Source organism: Rhizobium sp. NLR8a, from assembly GCF_019685235.1.
In the GTDB taxonomy this organism is placed as follows: Bacteria; Pseudomonadota; Alphaproteobacteria; order Rhizobiales; family Rhizobiaceae; genus Rhizobium.
In genome coordinates, this window is record NZ_JABDWI010000011.1 from 22,995 (window position 1) to 42,627 (window position 19,633).

At 59.7% G+C, this 19,633-nt stretch carries 16 protein-coding genes; 10 read left to right on the forward strand and 6 right to left on the reverse strand.

Annotated elements, in window-relative coordinates; genetic code table 11:
* Positions 1-67: 67 nt before the first annotated feature.
* The gene (ppsA, locus tag HJC04_RS21200) at positions 68-2,470 is read right to left on the reverse strand and encodes a phosphoenolpyruvate synthase (RefSeq protein WP_221147011.1); all 2,403 of its coding nucleotides are present in this window, start codon (positions 2,468-2,470) and stop codon (positions 68-70) included.
* Between the two features lie 135 nt (positions 2,471-2,605).
* Here ppsA and HJC04_RS21205 point away from each other — a divergent pair, with 135 nt between their 5' ends.
* Entirely contained in the window at positions 2,606-3,565 is a 960-nt protein-coding gene (locus HJC04_RS21205) for a glucokinase (protein WP_221147012.1), read from the forward strand.
* Between the two features lie 47 nt (positions 3,566-3,612).
* On the opposite strand, the gene groL is transcribed toward HJC04_RS21205, so the two are convergent.
* The 3 genes from groL to HJC04_RS21220 all read right to left on the reverse strand — a co-directional run bounded on the left by groL (position 3,613) and on the right by HJC04_RS21220 (position 8,694).
* Complete coding sequence (gene groL / locus HJC04_RS21210; protein WP_221147013.1) at positions 3,613-5,232, reverse strand: chaperonin GroEL; 1,620 nt, start codon at positions 5,230-5,232, stop codon at positions 3,613-3,615.
* 409 nt (positions 5,233-5,641) lie between these two features.
* Complete coding sequence (locus HJC04_RS21215; protein ID WP_221147014.1) at positions 5,642-7,942, reverse strand: heavy metal translocating P-type ATPase; 2,301 nt, start codon at positions 7,940-7,942, stop codon at positions 5,642-5,644.
* Between the two features lie 155 nt (positions 7,943-8,097).
* The gene (locus HJC04_RS21220) at positions 8,098-8,694 is read right to left on the reverse strand and encodes a chemotaxis protein CheB (protein ID WP_210631966.1); all 597 of its coding nucleotides are present in this window, start codon (positions 8,692-8,694) and stop codon (positions 8,098-8,100) included.
* A 491-nt stretch (positions 8,695-9,185) separates the two neighbouring features.
* Between HJC04_RS21220 and HJC04_RS21225 the strand changes: the two genes are divergently transcribed.
* The 5 genes from HJC04_RS21225 (at position 9,186) to HJC04_RS32115 (ending at position 14,283) form a co-directional block, all read left to right on the forward strand.
* Complete coding sequence (locus tag HJC04_RS21225) at positions 9,186-9,443, forward strand: hypothetical protein (RefSeq protein ID WP_210631967.1); 258 nt, start codon at positions 9,186-9,188, stop codon at positions 9,441-9,443.
* Between the two features lie 11 nt (positions 9,444-9,454).
* On the forward strand, positions 9,455-9,697 hold the full coding sequence (locus HJC04_RS21230) for a hypothetical protein (RefSeq protein WP_210631968.1): 243 nt from the start codon (positions 9,455-9,457) through the stop codon (positions 9,695-9,697).
* A gap of 53 nt (positions 9,698-9,750) precedes the next feature.
* On the forward strand, positions 9,751-10,398 hold the full coding sequence (locus HJC04_RS21235; protein ID WP_221147015.1) for a BON domain-containing protein: 648 nt from the start codon (positions 9,751-9,753) through the stop codon (positions 10,396-10,398).
* Between the two features lie 179 nt (positions 10,399-10,577).
* The gene (locus HJC04_RS21240) at positions 10,578-11,000 is read left to right on the forward strand and encodes a hypothetical protein (protein ID WP_221147016.1); all 423 of its coding nucleotides are present in this window, start codon (positions 10,578-10,580) and stop codon (positions 10,998-11,000) included.
* Between the two features lie 637 nt (positions 11,001-11,637).
* A complete protein-coding gene (locus tag HJC04_RS32115) occupies positions 11,638-14,283 on the forward strand; it encodes an erythromycin esterase family protein (protein ID WP_221147017.1) in 2,646 nt (881 codons plus the stop codon).
* Positions 14,284-14,524: 241 nt separating this feature from the next.
* Here the strand turns inward: HJC04_RS32115 and HJC04_RS21250 are convergent, their stop codons facing one another.
* The gene (locus HJC04_RS21250; protein WP_210631972.1) at positions 14,525-14,983 is read right to left on the reverse strand and encodes a pyridoxamine 5'-phosphate oxidase family protein; all 459 of its coding nucleotides are present in this window, start codon (positions 14,981-14,983) and stop codon (positions 14,525-14,527) included.
* Positions 14,984-15,297: 314 nt separating this feature from the next.
* Here HJC04_RS21250 and HJC04_RS21255 point away from each other — a divergent pair, with 314 nt between their 5' ends.
* The 3 genes from HJC04_RS21255 (at position 15,298) to HJC04_RS21265 (ending at position 17,062) form a co-directional block, all read left to right on the forward strand.
* Entirely contained in the window at positions 15,298-15,765 is a 468-nt protein-coding gene (locus HJC04_RS21255) for a hypothetical protein (protein WP_210631973.1), read from the forward strand.
* Positions 15,766-16,011: 246 nt separating this feature from the next.
* On the forward strand, positions 16,012-16,764 hold the full coding sequence (locus tag HJC04_RS21260; protein WP_210631974.1) for a helix-turn-helix domain-containing protein: 753 nt from the start codon (positions 16,012-16,014) through the stop codon (positions 16,762-16,764).
* 133 nt (positions 16,765-16,897) lie between these two features.
* Positions 16,898-17,062, forward strand: coding sequence for a hypothetical protein (locus tag HJC04_RS21265; RefSeq protein ID WP_210631975.1), 165 nt, complete (start codon positions 16,898-16,900; stop codon positions 17,060-17,062).
* A 90-nt stretch (positions 17,063-17,152) separates the two neighbouring features.
* Here the strand turns inward: HJC04_RS21265 and HJC04_RS21270 are convergent, their stop codons facing one another.
* Entirely contained in the window at positions 17,153-17,584 is a 432-nt protein-coding gene (locus tag HJC04_RS21270; protein WP_210631976.1) for a DUF3775 domain-containing protein, read from the reverse strand.
* Positions 17,585-17,780: 196 nt separating this feature from the next.
* Between HJC04_RS21270 and ftsH the strand changes: the two genes are divergently transcribed.
* Positions 17,781-19,628 carry an ATP-dependent zinc metalloprotease FtsH gene (gene ftsH / locus HJC04_RS21275; protein WP_221123494.1) on the forward strand — a complete coding sequence of 616 codons (1,848 nt, stop codon included), beginning with the start codon at positions 17,781-17,783 and terminating at the stop codon, positions 19,626-19,628.
* Positions 19,629-19,633: the final 5 nt, after the last annotated feature.

The window sequence follows — 19,633 nt, forward strand, 5'->3', positions numbered from 1 at the left end:
ATCGCGCTCGAGAGGCACGGCACAGCAAGATATAGACGCAGGGGCTTCATTCCGGTCTCGTCTGCAATCACCCCCGAACGGTCTGCTCCCTGCACCGCTCAGCCTCCGCCACTTTCTGTTTTACAGCCACGAAGCTGTCCGGCGTGACGGAAATGCTGTCGATCCCGCATTCGACGAGGTAGGCGGCAAAGTCGGGGTAGTCGCTCGGCGCCTGGCCGCAAATGCCGATCTTGACGCCGGCCTTTCTGGCTTCGGTGATCACTCTCGAAATCATCCACTTTACCGCCGGATCCTGCTCGTCAAATAGATCGGCGAGATCGCCCGCGTCTCGATCGACGCCGAGCGTCAGTTGCGTGAGATCGTTTGAGCCGATGGAGAAGCCATCGAAATAGCGGGCGAAATCCTTAGCAAGAATGACGTTTGAGGGTATCTCGCACATGACATAGATCTTCAGTCCGTCCTCGCCGCGCTTCAAGCCGCTTTCCGCCATGACCTGCAGCACCTTCTCAGCTTCTTCGACCGACCGGCAGAAGGGAACCATGACGACGACATTGGCAAAACCCATCTCGTTGCGCAGCTTGCGAATGGCGCGGCATTCCAGCGCAAAACCCTCACGGTAGCGAGGTGAATAGTAGCGGGAGGCACCGCGGAAGCCGAGCATCGGATTTTCTTCCTTGGGCTCGAACTCAGCCCCGCCCAGAAGCCCGGCATATTCATTCGTCTTGAAATCGCTCAGCCGGACGATGGCGGGATTGGGGTGGACCACAGCGGCGATACGGGCAAGGCCACGCGCGAGATTGTCGACGAAATATTCCGACTTGTCGTCATAACCCTGCGTCAGCGCCGCGATCTCGTTCCGGGCAGCCTCGTCCTTCAGGCTGTCGAAGTGGACAAGCGCCATCGGATGGATGCGGATGGCGTTGCTGATGACGAACTCCATCCGGGCAAGGCCGACGCCATCAGCGGGCAGCCGCCACCAGCGGAAGGCCGTACCCGGATTTGCAAGATTCAGCATCACTTCGGTCTGCGTCGCCGACAGGTCGTGGGCATCGAACGTTTCGGACTCGTATTCGGCAGCCCCGTCATAGACGAACCCTTGGTCCCCCTCCGCGCAGGACACAGTCACCTCCTCGCCCGTATGCAGCAGCAGCGTCGCGTTGCCGGTCCCCACCACCGCCGGCAGGCCAAGCTCGCGGCTGACAATTGCGGCATGAGAAGTGCGGCCCCCGTGATCGGTAACGATCGCCGCCGCCCGTTTCATGATCGGCATCCAGTCCGGGTCGGTCGTCGCAGTTACCAATACCGAACCGTCGATGAATTGATCGATATCCTTGGCCGTTTCAATGAGGCAGACTCGGCCCGAGACGATGGCGTCACCGATCGCCAGACCTTCGACAAGCTTCCTGCCTTTCTGTTTGATGCTGTAGCTCCTGAAGACCCCTGTCCTGTGCCTCGACTGAACTGTTTCCGGCCGCGCCTGCACGATGAAGAGTTCTCCGGCCTCGCCGTTACGGGCCCATTCCATGTCCATCGGACAGCCGTAGTGCTGCTCGATGAGCGACGCCCAGCGGGCGAGCTTGAGCACCGCTTCATCGTCAAGCACATAGCTTGCCCGTTCGGCTTTCGAGGTCGGAACGTTGAGGGTAGGCTCTTCGGCCGATCCATAGATCATCTTCTTTGCCTTTGCGCCGCACTTGCGGGCGATGATGGGGCGGAGAGAGCCCTTTGCAAGAAACGGCTTGAACACTTGGTATTCATCCGGGTCGACGGCGCCCTGGACGACATTCTCACCGAGCCCCCAGGCGGCATTGATCAGCACGATTTTGTCGAAGCCGGTTTCCGTGTCGATGGAGAACATGACGCCGGAGCCGCCGAGATCCGACCGGACCATCTGCTGGATGCCGATCGAGAGTGCGACTTTCAGATGCTCAAAGTCCTTCGTCTGGCGATAGGAGATCGCCCTGTCGGTGAATAGGGAAGCGTAGCAGCGCCGGCAGGCATCGAGAAGCGAACGCTCACCGCGAATATTCAAGAAACTTTCCTGCTGCCCGGCAAAGCTCGCATCCGGCAGATCTTCGGCCGTGGCGCTGGAGCGAACAGCAACGGCGACATCTTCGCTTCCGATGCGCTTCGAAAGCTCTGCGTAAGCGGTTCGGATGGTGTTCGCCAGGTCCTCTGGCCAGTCGCCGCGCAGGAAAAGCTTGCGTATGGCCGAACCGGTTTCAGCCAAGCTCGCTTTGCCCTGCTGCCAGTCGGCGATGCGTGCGGCGATCTCGCCCCGAATACCATTGGCGTCGACATAATGCCAGTAGGCATCGGCGGTGGTGGCGAAACCCGCGGGTACGGCAATTCCTTTCGGCGCGAGATCCTGGATCATTTCCCCCAGCGAGGCATTTTTGCCGCCCACTCGGGCGATGTCGCCGCGCCGGAGATGCTCAAACCAGATCACCTGTTCCATCCTGCCGCCCATGACACGCTCCCGGCCTGCCCCCTTGAACTGCGCCGAGAGTAGACGGGCTCGCCTCCTTCGACCTTGATGAAAATCAAGGCCAGGGCGCAGCAGCTGGCGCAGACTGGGAAAAGTTTAAGAATGTGGAGACCCAACATGCCGACCCTTTCAGATCGTCACGCCGTTGTCGGGGAGATCGGCCCGACCCACTTGCGCTTTGCGGTGGCCGATATCGATGAACTGGCGATGGACCACTATGTCAACTTTCGAACCGCCGAATTCGACTCGATCGAACTGGCGATCGATGCTTATCTCACGTCGCTGCAGGACCGGCCGGCGAGGATGAGCCTCGCCGTGGCCGGCGATGTCGCCGGAGGCCAGGCTCGCCTCCTTCATCATCCCTGGAGTTTTACCGCCAAACAGCTGCACGACGCGTTTTCCATTCCCACAGTCAGCCTTATGCGCGACATCGAAGCAGTCTGTCGATCCGTGCCGCTGCTGACGCAGCACGACCTTCTGCGGATCGGCGAAGCAATGCCCCCGCGGGTCGGACCGAAAGCCATCCTGCTGGTGGAAAGGGACGTGGAGGTCGCTGCCGCCGTTCCGGTTGGCCCGGGTTGGAAAGCCGTATTGGGCCGAGCCGGCGACATTTCGTTCGGTGCCGAAGACGGGGATGAGCTCCTCGTCCTCAATAGCATACGACGCGGACCGGGCAGAATGGTGCTAAGGAATGTTCTGACTTCAACCGGGCTTGCCGGTGTTTACGATGCGCTGCGGCAGCATGCCGGTCTCAGTGCATCAGCTTGCGGCGTATCGGAGATCATCGAAGCCGCGTCGCTCGAAGAGCCGGACCCCCATGCGAGGGAAACGCTCCAACGTTTTGCCACTTGGCTCGGGCGCTTGGCCGGCGACCTGGCTGCTGCTTACGGCGCAGAGGGAGGACTTTATCTGGCCGGCAGCCTGCCGAACGATCTGCGGAACGTTCTGACGGAGGGAACATTCGCCGCCTCGTTCATGGCTGCAGGCGGCCCAGCAGGCTTCGCGTCGACTGTGCCGGTCCACATCGTGACCGCTTCGAACGTTGCCCTGCGCGGCGCCGCCCTGGCGCTTTCCTGATTGCCACGAAAGGATCTCACGCAAAGTCCAGCCGGCGTCGACCGGCTCTACATCTCCGTCGGCGGCGCAGTCGGCTGACGGGCGGGTTCGGGAATCTCCGTCATCGTCGCCTCCGTCAGCAGCAATATGCTGGCGACGGAGACCGCGTTTTCCAATGCGACGCGCACGACCTTGGTCGGATCGATAATGCCTTCCTGCAGGAGATCGACATAGCGGTTCCGCGCTGCGTCGAAGCCGATCGCGCCCTGACTTTCGAGCATCCTGGCAACAACGACACCGCCATCGACAGCCGAGTTCTCGGCAATCTGCCGCGCCGGGACTTCCAGAGCACGCTTCAGGATCTGTACGCCCGTCCGCTCATCCCCATCGCAGAGCTGTTCTTCCTCGGCCACAGCCGCGATGCAGCGCAAGAGCGCAAGCCCGCCGCCGGGAACGATACCCTCCTCAACCGCCGCCTTGGTGGCATTGATCGCGTCGTCGAGAGCTTCCTTCTTGGCCTTCACCTCCGCTTCCGCAGGAGCACCAACGCGAATGACGGCCACCCCACCGGAAAGCTTCGCCAGCCGTTCCTGCAGCTTCTCCTTGTCATAGTCGCTGGTGGTCGTCTCAATCTCCTTGCGGATCTGCTCGCCCCTTGCCCTGATCGCCTGCTGCGAGCCGCCGCCCCCTATGATCGTGGTGGTGTCCTTGTCCACGACAACGCGCGTCGCCGTGCCGAGCTGCTCCAGCGTCGTCTTATCGAGCTTGAATCCGAGATCTTCCGAAATGAGCTGAGCGCCGGTGAGGATCGCCAGATCCTGCAGCATTGCCTTGCGGCGGTCACCGAAGCCGGGCGCTTTGACGGCGCAGTTGCGGAAGGTGCCGCGGATCTGGTTGACGATCAAAGTGGCAAGCGCCTCGCTTTCCACGTCCTCGGCGATGACGAGGAGCGGCCTGCCCGACTTGGCGATTTCTTCGAGCAGGCCGACCAAGTCGCCAAGCGCAGAGATCTTCCTGTCGAAGATCAAGATCCGAGCATCCTCGAGAACGGATTCCATCTTTTCCGGATCCGTCGCAAAATAGGGCGAGATATAGCCGCGGTCGAATTGCGTGCCTTCCACGACATCCAGCCGGGTTTCCATCGTCTTCGATTCCTCGACGGTGATGACACCTTCCTTGCCGACTTGCGTCATGGCTTCGGCGACCAGCTGGCCGATGGTTTCGTCATTGTGTGCGGAGATCGCCGCAACCTGCTGTTTTTCCTTGTCAGTTGTCACCGGCCTGGAAAGATCCCGCAATGCCTTGATGGTGCGGTTGACGGCGCGGTCGAGGCCACGCTTGAGGTCGATGGCGCTCGCGCCCGCCACGACATTGCGGTGACCATCCGCCAAGATCGCGTGCGCAAGCACGGTGGATGTGCTTGTTCCGTCTCCAACCACATCTCCTGTCTTCTCGGCAGCGGCGCGCAACATGCGGGCGCCGAGATTTTCCTCGGGATCCTTCAGATCGAATTCCTTGGCGATCGTCACCCCGTCATTGCAAACGATGGGAGCAGCCCACTTTTTCTCGATCAGAACCGACTTGGAACGCGGGCCGAGGGTGATGCGAACGGCGTCTGCCAGTCTGGTTGCCCCCTGAAGAACCTTACTCCTGGCCTCTGCATGAAAGAGAACTTGTTTGTGCGGCATTGCCCTATCCCCAAGTTGTCATGACCTCGCCTGACAGGCTGGCACGATATCAATGACATAGATCCGCGGTGATGAAATTGACCGGCGTCAAAAGCGGCCGCCAGGAAATCGGCGCGGCGGCAATTTGATCCTGCGCAATGCCTCTTCGATGGCGCCCTCTAGACTGTTGCCGTGAAGACAATCGTTCTCACTGGCTCACCAGCTACGATTGGAGCAAGGCCGTGAACCACTTCTCCGCGGGACGATGGCTGCGATGGCTTATCATCGATCACCTCCTGTTGATCGTTCTCATTCTGATGGTTGCGGCCGTCTTCAGCATCCCAGCGATCAAAGCTATGATCGAGCACGATCAGCGAAATGCGCCGCTGATGGGTTCGACACCGCAGCAGTCCGTGCTGGCTGAGACCCCTCACTCGACCTCCAGCGAGCGATAGATCTCCTCCTCCTGCGCAAAATGAAGACGTGTGATCGCCTCCAGCCCGTGCAGCAGCCGCTGGACCTCATGAAGCTGCGCCTCTGTCGGCGCCTTGCCGTCGAACGCCTTGCGCATGACGGTGAGGTTGTGAATTTGCCGCTGAATTTCCATGTGCGTCCGGCTCATTCCGGCCAGAATGTCAGGCTTGGCGTTTTTTTGGCGAAGCCGCGCGTAAACCTGTTCGTCCCTCTTCTCGTGGGGAAGGAGACGGTCGCGCAGCCCGCGATCCAGCCTTTGGAGCTCGTCTATTGCCTCTTCCTGTGGCAGGCGTGCAATTCGATCTGCCGTCATGCCAATATCGTCGACCACGTCAGCCAATGCCTTATGCTCGGCCTCCAGTCTCTGCAGGTCTTCGTTGCTCAACCGCGGCGAGGCCATGGCGAAGGAGACAGGTGGCCCCAGGGCGCGCAGGGCATTCAGGATGACAGCGACATCGATCGCCTCCTGAAAAAGCGCTCCTTCGACCGGCGTCAGATAACCGAGGGCGGCAGCAATCATGCCTGCGACCGAAAGGGCCATGCCGGCATAAACGCTCTGTAGCGCGATCGCGCGCGAGCGGCGTGCGATATGGAGGGCACCGACCAGCCTGTCCAGACGATCGACGAGGATCACGACATCCGCCGCTTCGGACGAAGCAGCGGCACCGCGCGCTCCCATTGCTATGCCGACATCGGCGGCGGCAAGCGCGGGCGCATCATTGACCCCATCGCCGATCATCAGCACGGGACGGCCTCTCACCCGCTCCTTGTCGACCGCGTTCGTCTTGTCCTCGGGCTTCATTTCGCTGATGACGTCATCCACTCCGAGGAATGCGCCAACACCTGCAGCGAGATCGGCGCGATCGCCGGTAACGAGAACGATGCGCGCAATGCCGGCCTCGCGCAGATGCCGCAATACGTAACCCGCTTCGGGACGAATCTGGTCTGCCAGAAGCATCGCCCCGGCCAGGGCGCCGTCTATTGTCACAACGACTGCGACCGTTCCGTCGCGCCGTATCCATGCCTCGATCTCGCGGCGAAAGTCCGAGTCCTCAATGCCTGTGCTCGCGAAAGCCCAGCCGCCGACCACGACCTCTCGCCCGGCGACGCGGCCCGTCAATCCTGAGCCTGCCGTTTCCCGGACGCCGCTGGGTACATCAAGCCGCAGCCCCCGTTCACGGGCGGCGGCCACGAGGGCCTGGGCCACGACATGAGGCGAGCTCTGATCCAGCGATGCCGCCACCCTCAAGAGGTCGAGCGGATCGAGGTCGCCGCGTGCCTTGATCTCAATCAGGCGGGCCCGACCATCGGTAACCGTTCCCGTCTTGTCGAGAAGCACCGTCCTCGCGGCAGCAAGGGCTTCAAGGGCGCCTCCGTCTTTCACCAGGACGCCCTTCTTTGCGCAGCGCGAGATGCCGGACACGATGGCGACGGGTACGGCGAGTATCAGCGGACAGGGCGTCGCCACCACGATGACGGCAAGAGCCCGGGTTGCCTCGCCGGTCAGTGCCCAGGCTGAAGCGGCAATCGACAAGGTGAGGGCCAGGAAGGCCAAACCGAATTTGGCCGCCAATCGCACGATCGGCGCTTTCGTCCGCTGTGCTGCCTCGACCAGCCGGATGACGCCGGCATAGGTGCTGTCGGCAGCCGCGCTCGTCGCCTTCAGGTCGAACGCATCGCCGGCATTCGTGGAGCCGCTCATCACCGCCTGTCCAGATTGCCGTCGGATAGGCAGCGCCTCGCCCGTCAGTGCGGATTCATCTAGGACGGCAAGGTTGCCCGCGACAATGCCATCGACGGGAACAACTTCGCCGCGGCGGACCAGAACGAGATCGCCAGGCGCGATGGCCGACACCGCAACATCCTCGATGCGGCTGTCTTGATACCGGGCCGCGCGCGTTGGCACCCGGCTCAGCAGTGCTGTCATCTCCCGGCTTGCCCTGTTTTGCGCGAAGTTCTCCAGGAACTGCCCGCCAGTAAACATGAGTGCCACGACAATCCCGGCCAGATACTCTCCAAACAGGATGGCCCCGCCCATCGCCAGCGCCGCGATGAGATCCAGGCCGAAATCCTTCCTGTGCAGACCAATGCCGATATCGATGACGAGCACCGCAAAGACGACTGCTGTGCCCGTCGTCCAAAATTGCGTCGCAAGGCTCTCTTGCCCCACAAATCTGGCCAATCCACCGCCGACCAGAGCCAATGTTACCAATGGCAGCATCCATGCTTTGGCGACACGCCAGCCGGGCATCCGCATGTGGACGTTTCTCCGTTTCTGAACCACGGCCTCCCGAAGCAGACGTGACGAATATGGCCGGAGACCCCTTGCACTCCGGACACTCGGACTGCGCCCGCATTGGGAAAGCCGAATACATCACTAGTCCACGCCGATCGGTCAAACCTTGAGCATGATCATCCTGCGGGGGGCGCGCCCAGGGATAGAGGTTGAAGCCCGACCTGCTCGCAGATGAATTCAGCAAGGGTTTCGATGGGACCGATCAGATCGATCTCCCCGTCGTGCATCGCCGCATTCTCCGGCATGTCCGGAAAGGAGGCTTCCGCCGGATCTTGCACCAAAGCGATGCCGCCAGCTTCTTTCAGGAACTTCAGGCCTAGCGTTCCATCTTTCAGGGCGCCCGAAAGGATCACGCCGATCGTACGCGGGGCAATTGCGGCGGCAAGAGACATGAAAAGGGCGTCGACGTTGTGGGCTCGATAGAAGCCATCGGCCAACAAATGTACTCGGCAATCCTTCGACACGCTCAGGTGCCGGCCAGGCGGGCTCAACAGACAGGTGCCGTGTTCGAGTTGCTCGCCTTCGCGTGCGAAGCGCACTGGAAGCGCGCATAGTCGTGCGAGAACCTCAGGCAGGTAACTCGGCGGCTCAATTGGTCGATGGATGACGACCAAGACAGAGGCTGGGAGTTCTGCCGGCAAATAACTCAGTAACTTCGAAACGGCTTCAATTCCACCCGCAGAGGCTCCGATAGCGACAACATCCCGTTTCATGATCTACCTCGACCATCCGATTTTCCGATCCTTTAGCCGATGATAGGTTTTCGGACATTGACGTTGGTCAAGGTCGAAAAAATCAGCCTCAGTGACCAGAGTTTGGCGCAATTCCTCTTCATCGAAGTTCGAGCAATTGACCCTTCAATGCCGATCGAGATCCGTCGGGTCATCTCCTGAGCTCCCGCGGTAGGCGATGCCTTGATCAGAAATTGCATAAATGCATTGAACCGCTCAATCCTTCGCAGACCACCGCCGTCGACGTCTCGACTGGGAGGCGGCTGTCCGAAGCGAGCCACTCCTGTTTCCCCCGCGTGCAACAACTTCATTCGACGTCTTTGATTCGAATCAAAGAGCGCCGGAACATTTCGCCTATGGTGAACGAAAGAAGAAGGAGCTCATCTCATGTATATCGCTCGCGCCTCGGAAGACCTCCGAGTATCGCGGGCTTCATGTCGAACGTATCGTTGCGCCGATAGGGGAGAAATTGGATGTCCGTCTTAATTGCTTCGAATGAGCAGCAACTGCCAGATTTCAGGGTTAAGCGTGAAGAGGCCAGCCACTGGACGATCAGCCCGCTCACGCCCCGAGCAGCCCATTGGATGCGCGCGAATTTCGGCCAAGGCGATCCAAAAGAGGATCAGATCATCAAGACCAACCTCATTGGCGCCAACGCACTGATCAGGAAAGCCCGTTCTTTCGGCTTCGTGACGGAATATGTCGGGCCGGTTACCACCTTTCATTTCTGAAGGAGAAGAAAATGCGGATGCCAGCAGCGATTTTCGTTTCTTCCATCGGCCTCGTCGGTCTGATGAGCCTGGACGGGGCAGGCCACGGCATTTCGAAGGGTCCACGGGTGACCCTGCCGGCGGCGGCTTACAACGACCAAAGCCCAATTCAGAGATCGCGCGCACAACTTGACCAACTGCGCAGCGCCTTGCTTCAGCAGAAGGAGGGGTTGCGCGCGAAATCGGCAAACGAACGCATGGGGCTTCCCGTCTGAAAGCGCCTTCGGCCGTTGCCGGAAAAAGTCCTGAAAGCAGAAAGGAGCAAATCATGGACGATATTACTCTCAGACAGAACATCATCGACGAGCTTGACTTCGAACCCAGTATCGATGCCGCCAACATCGGAATATCCGTCGAAGAGGGCATCGTCACTCTCACCGGTCACGTCGGCTCCTACTCAGAAAAGGAGACCGCCGAGCGAGTGGTAAAGCGGATCAAAGGCGTGCGAGGCATTGCCCAAGAGATCGACGTCAGGATCTTCGGAAACTACGAGGCTTCCGACGATGATATCGCCCGCCGCGCCGCCAACATGCTCGACTGGAACGTTTCCGTCCCGAAGGGCGCAATCCAGGTCAAGGTCCAAAAGGGATGGATCACGCTCACCGGCAAGGCCGAATGGCAATATCAGAAAAATGCTGCGTCCGATGCCGTTCGCAACCTCGCGGGCGTCGTCGGCCTGTCGAATTTGATCGAGATCAGCCCTCGTGTCAGCGCTGCTGACGTAAAAAAGCGCATCGAGGATGCGTTCAAGCGTGATGCCGAGCTGGAATCGCAGGGGATTCGCGTCGAAGTGTCCGGCGGCAGCGTAACTCTCAAAGGCAAGGTCCATACCTGGTCGGAGCGGAGAGCGGCCGAACGGGCAGCCTGGTCGGCTCCGGGAATCAAGACGTTAAATGATCAAATAGCGATCGGATGACCGGATTAAGGCACATCAAATTTCGTGCCGGGGAGGTTTTGCTGTCCCCGGCGTGACTGCATCAGCGATTGCATGCAGGTCATCCGAGAAGGCGACGCGCTGTTGCCCGTGCAACAAGAAACGCTGCTCCGTCAGGACGGCGAGGCGGCATTCCGTCGCTTGGCGTGAATGGGTTTCATATGACATCCGAACTGAAGATCGGCCAGTTGCAGGAAACTCAGATAGAGCGTGCGTATGTCGTCGCGCAGGCGGCAATGCCACGTCTGACGCTCGCCTCCTGGCGTCAGGTCACTAGCGGTTCGGAACGCCGCAACTTCATCGTCGCGGCCGATATCGATGATCACGTCCGCGGACTCTGCCACGCTCGAATCGAGAACCACCCACTTGCCGGGCGTCTGTTCGATGTTGCGATTTTCATCGTGGTGAGCGCGTTTCGCGAGCAAGAGATCGCCGCAAAGCTCTTTTCCAATGTGAGGAACAAGGCGATTGACGCGAACTGCAATTATTTAAGGGTATGGACGCTCAGGCCAGAGAACTGGAGCCTCCTCGATGACCGGGAATATCGTCATCGTTGGGATCACGGGAGCATGCACCCGCTTTGACCCTCCTTCCAGCTGCCGTAATCGCTCGGCGCCCTAAGGCGGGGTTGCGTCCGATTTCGTCCAGCAGAATTCAACGCTGCGCAGATCAGTCACGAAACGTCAGGATAGATAGGTTCGGTTCGGCCCTCGCTGGCCCACCGCCAGAGCTCCACGTTGAGAACAAGCGAGCTGACAGCAAGAGTATTCAGATCAGCCGATGTACAAGCTGACTTGATCGCGACGCAATGCCGCGATTGGCGAAACATGCCGACCGCATCTTGTCTCGCCAGCAGGATCGGGACCGTCGCCCTATCGATCATCGCTTGGGTAACGAATATCCGCTCGCAGCCGCGCATGGCCATAGGCTGCCATGACGAGCATGTTGGCAGGCAGCTCGGACGTCACACGTGATCGCGACAGCATGTTCATAGAACGATACCAGCCGGGCTCGCAAAAGCAGCGCCGGACTGGCAGGCAGGGAAGCGCCAGTAGTAGAGCTCAATTGAATAGGTTCCGCGTGCTAAATTGATTCCCTATCGAAATGGCCGCCGATTGCTGCTCCGCGTCATCATCGAATGCAAAGTTAGTCCATCTATTTCCCGCGAGGATTTGATGTTGATCAATGCGTGGCAGATCAACAGGCACACATTCTATCTGTATGGTTCAATTGCACTTCCAATTTCGGGACAGGTTCGATGCAGGGCGTCAGCTAGCGACCAAGCTCGTCGCGCTATCTCTCGAGCAACCTGTCGTCTATGCCTTGCCGCGCGGTGGCGTACCGGTCGCGCTGGAAATCTCCCGTGCTTTGCAAGCGCCGCTCGATCTCCTTCTGGTCCGAAAAATTGGCGCGCCGGGGACGCCCGAAGTGGCGCTCGGTGCTGTCGTCGAAGGCTCAGGGGCCGAAACCGTCATCAATGAAGACGTACGAATGGCGACGGGTGCCGACGATACTTACCTTGAGCGTGCGCGGCAACGGGAACTTGTCGAGCTCGAACGTCGGCGCGCCTTATACCTCGGTAGTCACGCACGGTTGGAGCCGGCGGGACGAACCGCAATCGTCGTCGATGATGGTCTTGCCACGGGGGCAACAGCCAAAGCCGCGCTCATCGCAATCAAAAAACAGGGTGCCGCAAAAGTTGTACTTGCTGTTCCCGTGGCGCCAGAAGCAACGCTGGCGGAAATGCGTCCATATGCGGACATTATCGTCTGTCTTCATCCGGCGCGAGGTTTTCAGGGAGTGGGCGCATTCTACAGCGATTTCCACCAACTCACCGATGAAGAGACAATCGGGCTGTTGAGACAAGGATGGGCCGAGGGTAGTACCACCGGCCAAGATCGTTCCAGGCGCCGTATCGTGGTCCCGCCGCACAGTCTGGTGGGCGATTTGAGCGTGCCACCGGATCCACGGGGCATCATATTATTCGCCCATGGTAGTGGGTCGAGCCGCCTCAGTCCTCGCAACATTGCTGTCGCTGACCGGCTGAATGACAAGGGTTTCGCGACGCTTCTTCTTGATCTGCTGACGGCAGATGAGGCGACAGACCGCCGAAATGTCTTCGATATTCCATTGCTTGCCGAGCGTTTGCTCGAGGCTGCGATCTGGATTCAGGCTGAGCCGGACATTGCCGATCTACCGTTGGGGCTGTTCGGTGCGAGCACCGGCGCCGGGGCGGCAATGTTGGCAGCTGCCGAACTTCAAGGCCGCGTGGCAGCGGTAGTCTCGCGCGGCGGGCGCCCTGATCTCGCCGGGCCGCGTCTGGCCGAGGTCGAAGCACCGACCCTGCTCATTGTCGGCGGCGATGATCGGGAGGTTCTTACCCTGAACCACAAGGCACTAAATGCACTCGCATGTGAGAAGCTGCTCAAAATCGTTCCTGGAGCCACGCATCTGTTCGAAGAACCTGGTGCGCTTGAAGCGGTGACCGACTTGGCAAGTGCCTGGTTCGAGCATTACCTGTTGACGCCCAACCAGCCAGCCTCCGCGATACCTCAGTCAATCTCACAGACATCGGCAGTGGCCGTGTTGCGGACTGCGGCCGAGCCACTGCCTTCGCTGGAGGACGCGAATTTCGCAGCCGTCTTTGACCGGTTCGCTCAAGCAAGGGTCGTGTTGCTTGGCGAAGCCTCCCACGGTACTTCGGAATTTTATCGGGCTCGCGCCGCTATCACGCGCCGTCTGATCGAGCGGCACGGCTTCACGATTGTCGCTGTGGAGGCTGACTGGCCCGATGCCGCCGCAATCGACCGCTATGTTCGGCAAAGCCCGCATCGGCCAATGCACTCAACACCGTTCGCGCGATTCCCCACCTGGATGTGGCGCAACAAGGATGTCGACGCCTTCATCAGTTTCCTGCGCGATCACAACGCCACGAAACTCCAAGGTGAAAAGGTCGGTTTCTATGGCCTGGATCTTTACAACATGACGGCGTCGATCGCCGCCGTGCTCGCCTATCTAGACCGCGTGGATCCCAAGGCCGCGCAAATTGCGCGTGAACGGTATGCCTGCCTGTCGCCGTGGTCGCGGGAGCCGGCTGCCTATGGCCGCGCATCGCTGACTGAAGGTTATGCACTGTGCGAACGGCCGGTGACACGCATTCTCATCGACCTGCTGCAGAAGGAGCTCCAATACGCCAAGAACGATGGCGCTGAGTTCTTCGACGCGATGCAGAATGCCCGTCTTGTGGCTGACGCGGAACGCTACTATCGGGCCATGTATTACGGGGCCCATGAATCATGGAACCACCGCGACCAGCACATGTTCAACGCGCTGCAGAATATCCTCGCATGGACAGGTCCAAAAGCGAAAGCGGTTATCTGGGCACACAATTCCCACATCGGAGACGCGCGGTTCACCGAAATGGGTATGGAGCGCGGCGAGCTGAACATCGGCCAGTTGTGCAGACAGGCGTATGGACGTGATGCAGCGCTGATCGGCTTTGGCACACATACCGGTACCGTCGCGGCGGCATCGGAATGGGATGGGCCGATGGAAATCAAGGCCATACGATCGTCTCGCCCAGGCAGTTACGAGGACTTGTTCCACAACGTCGGCGCCGACCGCTTCCTGGTAGATTTTCGCGCAAAGGAGCACGACAATCTCCGCCGCGTCATCGCTGCCCCGCGGCTTGAACGCTACATTGGTGTCATCTATCGGCCCGAGACGGAGCGATGGAGTCACTACAGTTACGCGTCGTTGTCCGACCAGTACGATGCGTTCGTGTGGTTCGACCAGACCTGCGCAGTAACTCCCTTGCCGACTGAGGTGGCCGCCGGAGAGGATGAGACTTATCCCTTCGGTCTATGAAGCGCCGCTATCCTTCAGTTTTTCTCACGCCACTTCAGGAGGCTGTTCAAGTCTATGTCCCAGCCTCAAAACCGTGGACGCGACGAGTCCGTCACATAAGGCGTCACCACGTCAAGATCCAATGACAGCCATCCGGATCTAAAGGCGAAGCATTTTTGCCAGGCATCCGAAACGAAAAAGGGTCGCCACATCGGCCCATTGGGAAGAGCCAAAGCTCTCACGGCACCCCTTCCGATTCATCTCAAATTGCCTCGACACCATGCCTGCCCGAAATCTCTTCAACCCAAATTCCAAAGAAAATCGGCTCGCGTGGCTTTGCGGCGGTCCCATCTTCAGGGGTGAGCGCGCCAGGCTCCCACCACCCGCTGTCCTTCTGCAGAACACTCCAGGCGTGCTGACGTTCACTGGCAAAGCCATTCTTATCTGGAAATTCTTCGAAGCGTCCGGAGGCAATCACGGAACGCCATGAGCCACGGGATGTATGTTCGTGGACCAGCACGCAAACTTGGGGATTTGCGCGCATCCAGTCGATTTTCTTTCCCTCGAGCGAGAAGGCGTAGATCTTTCGTTCCTCGCAGGCAAAGGAGATCGGCACGAGATAGGGTTTGTTCTCATGGCTACATGCCAATATTCCCGTTTTCGCGTGGCGAAGCATATCGAAGCAATCGTCTGTGTTCATTTCCTTAATCGTCACGCTCATCGTCGTCGCCTCCAGCCGAGTATTGAGACAATGCCACACTGCTCGCCACAAGACCTTGCGATAGCTCAATTCGCCACAGATTTCAGGAACAACGCACCAGGCGGGTTCCGTTAGAATCTGATCTCGTTTGAGAGAGGAGGCGCCGCGACAGTTTGCCAACGCAGGAGTTTTCGAGCGCGCACGAGCAAGTCTTCGACAGTGCAAGGCCAATTCTCACGGGCCGGAGCGTTTGATCTGTCGCAATGTTCTCCAGCCGTCCGACATCTATAGTTCGTTAGATCTTTGCTCCTCATTGCAGCGGGAGGGCAAGCGGTGTGAGCGACTTTACTGTAGCGCCGGCTCAGGAGTGCGATTGGCCGGACCTCGAGCGGTTTCTGGATGCGGGAGGCGCAATGCCGCCGCCGGCTGTGTGGCAGGAACTCAAGCAGCTGACCGTCGAATATCCAGCGGGCATGACCCATCGGGGCTCAAACCAAATGCTCATCGCCGTCGATAGAGTTGGCATGATCAGAGGCTTTTGTTTGCTCCAACGCACGCAACAGTGGCCTTATCACGAGGTGCTGGACGTGCCGGTTCTTATTGTTGAAGAAGGCGCAAACCAGAATGCCATCTGCCGCGCGCTGTATGACTACGCAACCGAGATTGCGAGAAAGTACGCGGTTCGTACTGTACATTTTCGCAGATTGGCAAAGGATTGCTGGTGGTCTGCTCCACAATGCCAGCCGGCCTCGAAAGGCAGCGTGATTGTACCAATTGCGGGAAGCTCGCTTGCAGGCCGCTGACAGCGAAAGGCGCATTATATTTGTGGCCGAGTCTGCTGCGAATACGCACCTGTTGCCGTAACGGGATGATCTGGAGGCATGGACCTTATTATCCCGCCGTCGAACGGGCCCCGCCGGACCCATCTGCTCGACAAGCCGTTGCCTGTTACCAACTGTTACAAATTCGCACCATCTTTAACACGCGCGGCATCGGCGTGTCACCGGCGGCTGGTCAATTGTCGTCATCAACAGCACGGAGGGATGGACATGCTGCAGGTCGCCAATTTTCACCACGCAGAAGGCGTCACGAGCGCGACCTTTCCTGGCTCCGCGCCGACCGGCCTTCAGGCACTTTTCCAAAAACAGCCCGTCGAACGCGTCGCCGCGGGCCAATCGCTGTTCTTCGAGGGGGATGCCGCCACGCATCTCTTCGAGGTTATCGAGGGCAGCCTGCGGATCTTCAAGATCATCTCCGATGGCCGCCGCGTCATCACCGGTTTCCTGCATGACGGCGACATTATCGGCGTATCGCTAAAGAGCCACTATCTCTACAGCGCCGAAGCGGTCACCGATATCAAGGTCCGCCGCATCTCACGCAGGGCTTTCGAGACAGCGGTCGACAAATCACCGGATCTGCGGCCTGAGGTCTTTGTCCATCTCTGCGACGAGATGGCAGCCGCCCAGGATCAGATGGTGCTCCTCTCCCGCAAGAATGCCGAGGAGCGCGTTTGCAGCTTTCTATTGAAGGAACTCCTTCGCGATGCTGACCGCCGCCAGTGCGATGCCATCATCGAGCTGCCGATGACCCGGCTCGATATTGCGGATTATCTCGGCCTGACCATCGAGACGGTCTCGCGGACGATGACGAAGCTGACGAACAAGGGCGTCGTCGCCCCCGCCGGTCGTCATTCAGTCAGGATCGTCAAGCGCTCCGCTCTGGTGCTACTGGCGGGCAATGACGACGAATACGTCGACAACATGGTGGAATTCGCCAGCTATGCAAGGGGGTCGCACCACTGAACGCCAGCGGCGGGAAATAGATGTGACAACGAACATACATCATGGAAGCTGACCATAGCTAAAACGAGCTATTGATCTGGGCGGGCGTGAGACTAAAATGGGCGTTCCCGCTGTCCGGAACAGGGCTACGACCATGGACCCTTATGTCATCCAGCAGAACATCAGGCGATTTCAGGACATGCTCGAACTGGCGCGAGATCCTGTAGAGCGTGAAAAACTAAGTCGGATGATCGACCAAGAGCAAGCGCAGTTGGAACAGGCGATTGAGAAAAAGGCTGACAGCTTCAAGAGGTCCTGACCATCGCTGCCCTTGGTGTGGTTTGAACCGGCGGCTCTTCGCCGGCGCACGGCTAAGCTTTGCAACGCACCTTCCGTTGCACTGGTGCCTCTACAATTTGCCTTCCATTGCGGCAGCCGAGCTCTCTCCGAACTGGTCGAGCGCCTCTTCGAGGTAGTCCGGCAGCAGCGGCAGGCCAAGAAGGTAGGCAGCCGTGCGATTGTTATGCGCTTCGGCAGCCTGATGGCGCAGATCGTCCCATTCGCTGGCGTCGCCATCACCGCGACCGAGCCAGGCAAGAGCGACAAGATCAATCTGCTCGTCTTCGTTGAGCGCCCAGATCGCGCTTTCCAGCTCCTTTTCGACGACGTCATCCGGATGCTCTTCCAGGATTTCAATCATATTGTCATCCGTCGGATTGGAGCCGGGATCCGGCTCCGTGAGCACGTCCTTCGCGTCGAATTCCCGGCTCTTAAGAATGAGAAAGCGCACTTTATCCGGCGAAATGCCAGGCTTCCAATCACCGCTCGCATCATTGCGCATGTCGCTTCCTCACATCACGTCATCTTAACCTCACAGTCTATCAGCTTTCGGTTTGGCCGCGTTGCGTTGGATCAATTTCAAATTCCGCCGATCGCGACACTTTCCCATGGCGACGCGCCGCAACTTGATCGGCGTCAATGATCGCCTCGCCCACTTATGCAAGGAAAATGGAAGAACGCGGATGCGGGAGTGACCGATGGAACGCAAACACGGCTTCAACCTTGGGTACTTCTTCGTTGCGATGGTCTTGGTCGGAATTTTTCAGCTCTGGCTCGCATCGAGAGATGTCGTCGAGGTTGCCTATAGCGATCTGATGCACATGGTCAGCGACGGAAAGGTACAGTCGGTAACGCTGACTGAGACGACGATCCAGGGCATGTTCAAGCAACCGCAAAACGGCAAGACATTGTTCGTCAGCAACCGCGTCGATCCCGCCGCCGCCGAGGCTTTCGAAAGGGCCGGCGTCAAGGTTATGGGAGGCACGGACAGCAATTGGCTGACGACCCTCCTTTCCTGGGTGCTGCCGACGCTGCTGTTCCTCGGCGTCTGGGTTTTCCTCTTCCGCGGCTTTGCGGAGCGGCAGGGCATGGGGGGGCTGATCAATATCGGCAAATCCCGGGCCAAGGTCTACCTCGAACGCAAGACCGGTGTCACGTTCGAGGACGTCGCCGGTGCAGACGAGGCCAAGGCCGAATTGCAGGAGATCGTTTCCTTCCTGAAGGAGAAGGACAAGTACGGTCGGCTTGGCGCCCGTATTCCCAAGGGCATCCTGCTCGTGGGTCCGCCGGGCACCGGCAAGACGCTGCTGGCTCGTGCGGTGGCTGGCGAGGCGGGTGTGCCCTTCTTCTCGATCTCCGGATCAGAATTCGTCGAGATGTTCGTCGGTGTCGGTGCGGCGCGCGTCCGCGATCTTTTCGAGCAGGCGCGGGACGCCGCCCCGTGCATCATTTTCATCGACGAGCTCGATGCGCTCGGCCGCGCTCGAAGCCCGCTTGCGGGTTACGGCGGCAGCGACGAGAAGGAGCAGACGCTCAACCAGCTTCTATCCGAACTCGACGGCTTCGACCCCCGGGTGGGAATCGTGCTCCTGGCCGCCACCAACCGACCTGAGATTCTGGACGCGGCGCTGCTGCGTGCCGGCCGTTTCGATCGGCAGGTCGTAATCGACCGGCCGGACCGGAAAGGTCGTGCCGCCATTCTTGCCGTCCACGCGAAGAAGGTGACGATGGCGCCTGACGTGAAGGTCGACGACATAGCGGGCCTGACGCCGGGGTTCACAGGCGCCGACCTTGCCAATCTCGTCAACGAGGCGGCGATCTTCGCGACGCGCCGCAACGGCACCACCGTCAATATGGATGATTTCACTCAGGCGGTGGAGCGCATCGTCGCCGGTTCCGAACGCCGCAGCCGTCTGCTCAATCCGCAGGAGCGCGAGCGCGTTGCCTATCACGAGATGGGACACGCGCTGGCGGCAGCTGCCCTGACGAGGACCGATCCGGTGCAGAAGGTTTCGATTATTCCGCGTTCCATCGGGGCCTTGGGCTATACGCTGCAGCGGCCAACGGAGGATCGCTTTCTGATCACCCTCGGCGAGTTGAAGGAGCGGATGATCGCTCTGTTGGCAGGCCGGGCCGCGGAGGCCGTCGTCTTCGGCGAGGTGTCGACGGGAGCTGCCGACGACCTTGCCAAGGCCACCGATGTGGCGCGGGGATGTGTGACTCGCTTCGGCATGAGTTCGGTCGGCCAAGCCGTCCTGGAACCGCAGCGTCTTCAGTGGCTGGGCGACGGCCAGCCGGACCTGCGGCAGAAAGACTATTCTGAAGCTACTGCACGCGAGGTCGACATCGCTATTCGCACCATGCTCGACGAGGCTTATGAACAAGCTAAAGCGCTGCTGAAGACACGCATGGCCGATCTCCACGCAGGCGCCAAGCTGCTGCTTGAGCGCGAAACGATCACCCCTGCCGATTTCGAGCCGCTGCAGCGTGGCGACAGTGCGAGCGCCCATCAGGTGCAGGAAGACCTGCCACTCGCGGCACAATAGGATGC